This is a genomic window from uncultured Pseudoxanthomonas sp., assembly GCF_947498795.1.
GTDB lineage: Bacteria > Pseudomonadota > Gammaproteobacteria > Xanthomonadales > Xanthomonadaceae > Pseudoxanthomonas_A.
In genome coordinates this window covers 1-4573 of record NZ_CANMLQ010000021.1, presented here as the reverse complement: position 1 = coordinate 4573, position 4573 = coordinate 1, and the positions used below count along the sequence as shown (strand labels likewise).

The 4573-nt window shown below is 57.2% G+C and carries 4 protein-coding genes; all 4 read right to left on the bottom strand.

The features are described from left to right. Positions 1-371 (bottom strand): hypothetical protein (locus Q0907_RS18890; RefSeq protein WP_299347580.1); only part of this gene is annotated, 371 nt, incomplete at its 3' end. Between the two features lie 189 nt (positions 372-560). After that, the gene (locus Q0907_RS18885; protein WP_299347578.1) at positions 561-1247 is read right to left on the bottom strand and encodes a hypothetical protein; all 687 of its coding nucleotides are present in this window, start codon (positions 1245-1247) and stop codon (positions 561-563) included. A 544-nt stretch (positions 1248-1791) separates the two neighbouring features. After that, positions 1792-3381, bottom strand: coding sequence for a hypothetical protein (locus tag Q0907_RS18880; protein WP_299347576.1), 1590 nt, complete (start codon positions 3379-3381; stop codon positions 1792-1794). Positions 3382-3721: 340 nt separating this feature from the next. Then, positions 3722-4573: hypothetical protein (locus Q0907_RS18875; protein WP_299347574.1), on the bottom strand; the 852-nt coding region annotated here is incomplete at its 5' end.

The following is a 4573-nucleotide window of genomic DNA, read 5'->3' as shown; positions in this document are numbered from 1 at the left end:
TTTCCGACGAAGCAGAATTGCCTGCGTCGAAGGACAGAATCTTTGCGTCGGTGATCCCTGAATGTCTGCGATGAACACAGGGTCGCCTCGGTTTTATAGCCGTTCTCTCTGAGCCAGAACCCTAGCTCAACGCCTTCGACCAAGTTTCCACCTGGCGACTCGAATCGAATCACCCTGGGAGCGTAGGGATTGTCGGCAATGTACCGCTTCAGGTCATCGAGAGACTTGCCGTCGATCTCCCCCTTTGCGTTGATCCAGGCATGACATGCAACAGGATCGCGACAGCCTTCAGTTGAGCCGCCATGGGTGTAGGTGAGGGCAAGGCTAGGGCCGCAGACGAACAGGGCTGCAAGAAGGAGGAGTAAGCGCATGCACTGGCCTCGATAAACAGACCCAGCCGATGGGGAGAAGCGTTGCCCACTTGCGGCCGGTAAGGGGCCTGAGGGGGTCGATAGCATTAACGCTATGATAGCGCTAATGCTATCTGGAACCTGGCCAGTGGGCCTGAATTGATGGCACAAACCGACCAGCCCCTTGAGAGCCGCTACCATTAATGTCGGTCACGTGCGCGGATGCGCAGATAAGTATTGAGTGGCCTTATCGTACCAATTTGGAACGTAGTAGCTGCCCTGGGATGCCAGACTCTTGGCGATACGAGGGTGGTGACGAGTCCATTCGCAAAGGGAAACAAAAGCGGGGGATGAAAGAAATTTTGATCCGCCATCTTCTCGTTCGCGTAAGCCTTCAAGAACGCCAAACTCAATGGCCAGCGCTGAGCGCCCTTCATCGGACAAGTCTGAAATATTGATGTTCGGCTCAACCCGGTGCTTGCAGAGCCACCACTGACCGGGAATGACACGACTCATGAATGTACCAATCCCATCGCAATCCTCGAACTTATGAAGTCGACAAGCTCCAAGGTAACTTACTCCCTTGTCTCGACGATCCCACCGATCTGGACTTGCGATGTACAAAGTTCCTGTGCGTGAAAGGGATCCAGAAAACTCCATGCCTTCAATTTGCACTCGGTGGAACATCAAGTTTTTCGATTTAGGGATATCCAGTCGAGTGGCCAGCACTACAGATGACGCTATGGAATTGCTACCACTGCTGCGCATCAAATGTGCCCAGTCATGTGCGCCGTTGTTTTTTGCGATCTGATCGAGAGCTTCAGCATGGCTTACGCCTGCTTGACGCTTTAGGGTGCGCGCTGCTTGCTTGAGCTTGCTGATCTGGGTTGTGTCCATGGACTGTCTCCGAGCCTAACGAGTGCCCACAACTCGCCGCGGCTCCTGAGAGGCCATGACAGGGTGAAACGCCGTCCCATTCGGGTTCGCCACGGTGGGCGTGCATACGTCGGCAAACGCACAATGATCGTAGCACGGAAAAACGCTTATTTCCTGAGAGTCCCAACAGTCCTACCTGGCCGCCAATGAACCCGTTTTATCAGGCGTTTGTTCCTACTTGTTTGGCGTGCCCGTTCCTCCTGAAATAGCTTTTCAATTTCGGCCGAAAAGGGAACTGATCGGAGCGTCTTGAGGCGACGCCCATCGGCATCCCACACAAAACAGTTTGCTTCGACCATAACGACGGTGTTTCCCAGCAGGCTGTGTAAGGTGGCCAGGAATTCGATCGCCCCCGCCCGATCTCCGTGCCATGTTCGGAAGTGCAATGTCCTACCAGTGGGCGATGTTGCTACTAGGGCACGGGGTCGTAATCCGCACAACGTACCGTCGCGAATCGACTTCAACCAAGACGGTTGGTTGCCAGAATTCTGACTGGTGACAATGTTCAAGAGTCCCCCTTGCCTTGTTTGTTTTTCGACCGCGTGCTCTGTGTAGGACGTCGGGCAGAAACACCACTGGATGCTTTCAATCGTGACGTCCTGTTGCGTAACGTAGACTTCTTCGCTGTGGGGGCCTTCCTTGGCTTTGCCGTCTGCTTCGTTCTTACCGCTAGCGCGTTCGTCTTCTTGCGACGGCTGGTGTTCGAGCCTCGGGGCGATCGCGTTGCAGCACGATGCGATGCTGATGCGGACTTCTTCACGGTCTTCCTGGGAACGGTCTTGATCGTCTTCTTTGCAGCCGCCTTACGCGCAGGTGTCGGCAACTTCTTCGGGGCGACTGCCTTGACTGTCCGTTTTGTCGGCATCTTGCTTGTCGACATCCGAGCGGTTTGCGGCGCCGCGATCTTGCGCTTCCGTGCGGATGCCTGTGTCTTGGAGTTCACAGTCTTCCTGGGGACGGTCTTGACGGCATTCCTTGCGGTCGCCTTGCGTGCTGGCGTTGTCGATTTCTTCGGAGCTGTTGCCTTGGCGGTCCGCCGAGTCGGCTCTTTGGTTGTGGTGGTGCGGGTGCTTCGCGTTTTCGTGGACTTGCGCTTGCGCTTCGGTGGGGTCACCGCGGCCTTGAGCTGGGCGGGCAAATCAGCCGACGCAGAGAGCAAGGCATCCAGTCGCGTGAGGATGGCCTTGCTGGGTTGAGGGCGGGTGGACGGCTTCGGGTTGGCCAACACCGCCAGGCTGGCCTCGATCCTGCTCAGCGCCGTGGCGAGTTCCGGATCCGCTGCCGGTTTGTCGGCGGCCGTGGCCACGGTGCCGGCCAGCCGGCCGAGCTGGTCGACCACGGGCGCCAGTCGCGCCTCGTAACCCGCCAGCGCTTCCGATAGCGCCGACGCTATCGTAGCGGCCACGCTATCGGGCGCCGGCACCCGGCGCTCAGCTTGCAGCTGGTCGACGGCCCGGGTGAGCCGATCGATCCGGCTTCCCAGGTCGGCCAGATCCCGGCCGGTAGCTGCTGCAGCGGCCTCCGCCCCGTGGGCCAGGATGCGGGCGACGTCGGTGCGGATGGCCTGCAGGTCTACCCGCAAGTCCTTGTGGCCGTCCGACTCGCCATGGTGGGTGGCAGGGTCTTTCCGCATCCGTGCGGTTTTCGTCAGCGCTCGTGAGTGGCCGCCCAGCAGGCGCTCCACCCGCTCGAGCAGCGCCTCCTGGGTAGCGGCATTGGCCACGGCTTGGGCCTCGATTGCCGCAGTCACGGCCGCGCCGTGTTCCTCAAGTACAGCCATCAGGATCGTCCCCAACGCCTGCGCCTGGTCACCGCCTGCGTCCCTCGCGGCGTCGCCGGCGGCGTCCCGATTCTCCCGCCAGGCCTTCATCAGCGGTCCGATATCGCGCAGCGAGCCGCCGAGGATGCGTTGCACGTTACGCGTGGACACGTGCTCGCCCAGCTGCTCACACACCGCGCTGACGTTGGCCAGCGTCAGTCTCCGGCGTTTGGCGTTTCCTGGCAGCCGCAGATCGACCACGTTGTCGCGGCGCGTTTGTGGGCTGCGTTTAGGTGGCGTGCTGGTTGCTGCACTGGACTGCTTGCGCGGGGTCATCTCGCGTTCCAATAGGATACCGTTATAAAGACTATAGCCTATAAAACAGGCCGTATCAGTGATACCAAAACGATACCCACAAAACAGGTTTTACAACGAAACCGGGCTCAGCAAAGTTGTGACGGATATATAAGGGAGTAACGTTATTAGTATCAGCAACTTACACTCAGCGAATCTTGCTCATATAACTCTTTTGCTCGGTAACACGCGGTCAGCAAAGTTGTGACTTTTGGCGGACGAGCGGACAGGTTGTGACTTTTCTTAGGCGCCGGGAATTCATCGAAATATTGGAGAAAATGCTGCATCCAACAGTCCGCAGAAGTCTTTGTGAGTTCAGGAACTATGCGGCACCGCCTTTGGATCGGTGATGCATGACTGCCCGGCAAGTCGATCTTGGCTTGTTTATAGCAATATTGGTCTTGCCTGTGGCCTTAAATAGAAGTGATTTCTCATACTCGCCGGCAATGTGTTCATGTGCTCGTGAAATGCTTTCATCCAGAACTCGAAGCGCCGCGCGAATGCAAGTTGCTGAAGGAGACATGGCGGTTAAATCCTCCCATGAGATATTCGTAGCTCCTTCGGAGTACCGATCCGGCAAGGGGTGTCCGATCCGCTCATACCAACGCTCGCCCGCGGCGTAGAGACATGCGCAGGCATCCGACGCTTCCTCACTTTTTTCCATCAGGAAAGGAAGAGGATAAAGATGCTCAAAGCTATCCGGAAGCACGCATGGCGCACATCGATCCCCAAGTCGAGCGACTCTAACAACCAGCCACTGGAGTCCGCCGCGAAGTTTTATAGAAAGATTTCTCGCGTCTTCAAATTCCCTGCTGAAAAATGAGTCGATGAACTCATTGACTGCTCTATCAGCCAAGATGTGAGCCAGGTGGTGGTCGGGATATCGCCTCCAGGTTATTTCCCGGTGGAAGGCGATGAGGAAGAGTAACGTCGACGGCGTAGCGGCTTTGACAAGCGCTGCCATGTTCCTATCTTTCATATCCGTATAAAAGGCAGGATCGCGCAGTCTTGCCGCTTCAATGACCTGACCCGGCACGAAAATAAGATCGCGCTCATTCAGGTAGGCCAGTAGTGTCTCTCGTGAGTGCAGGAGGGGAGCGACGTCCCCCCAATTTTGAGTAGCACCGCGATCTGGAGTCCAATCCCCAACCCCAAGGAGATTGGACGTGAAGAA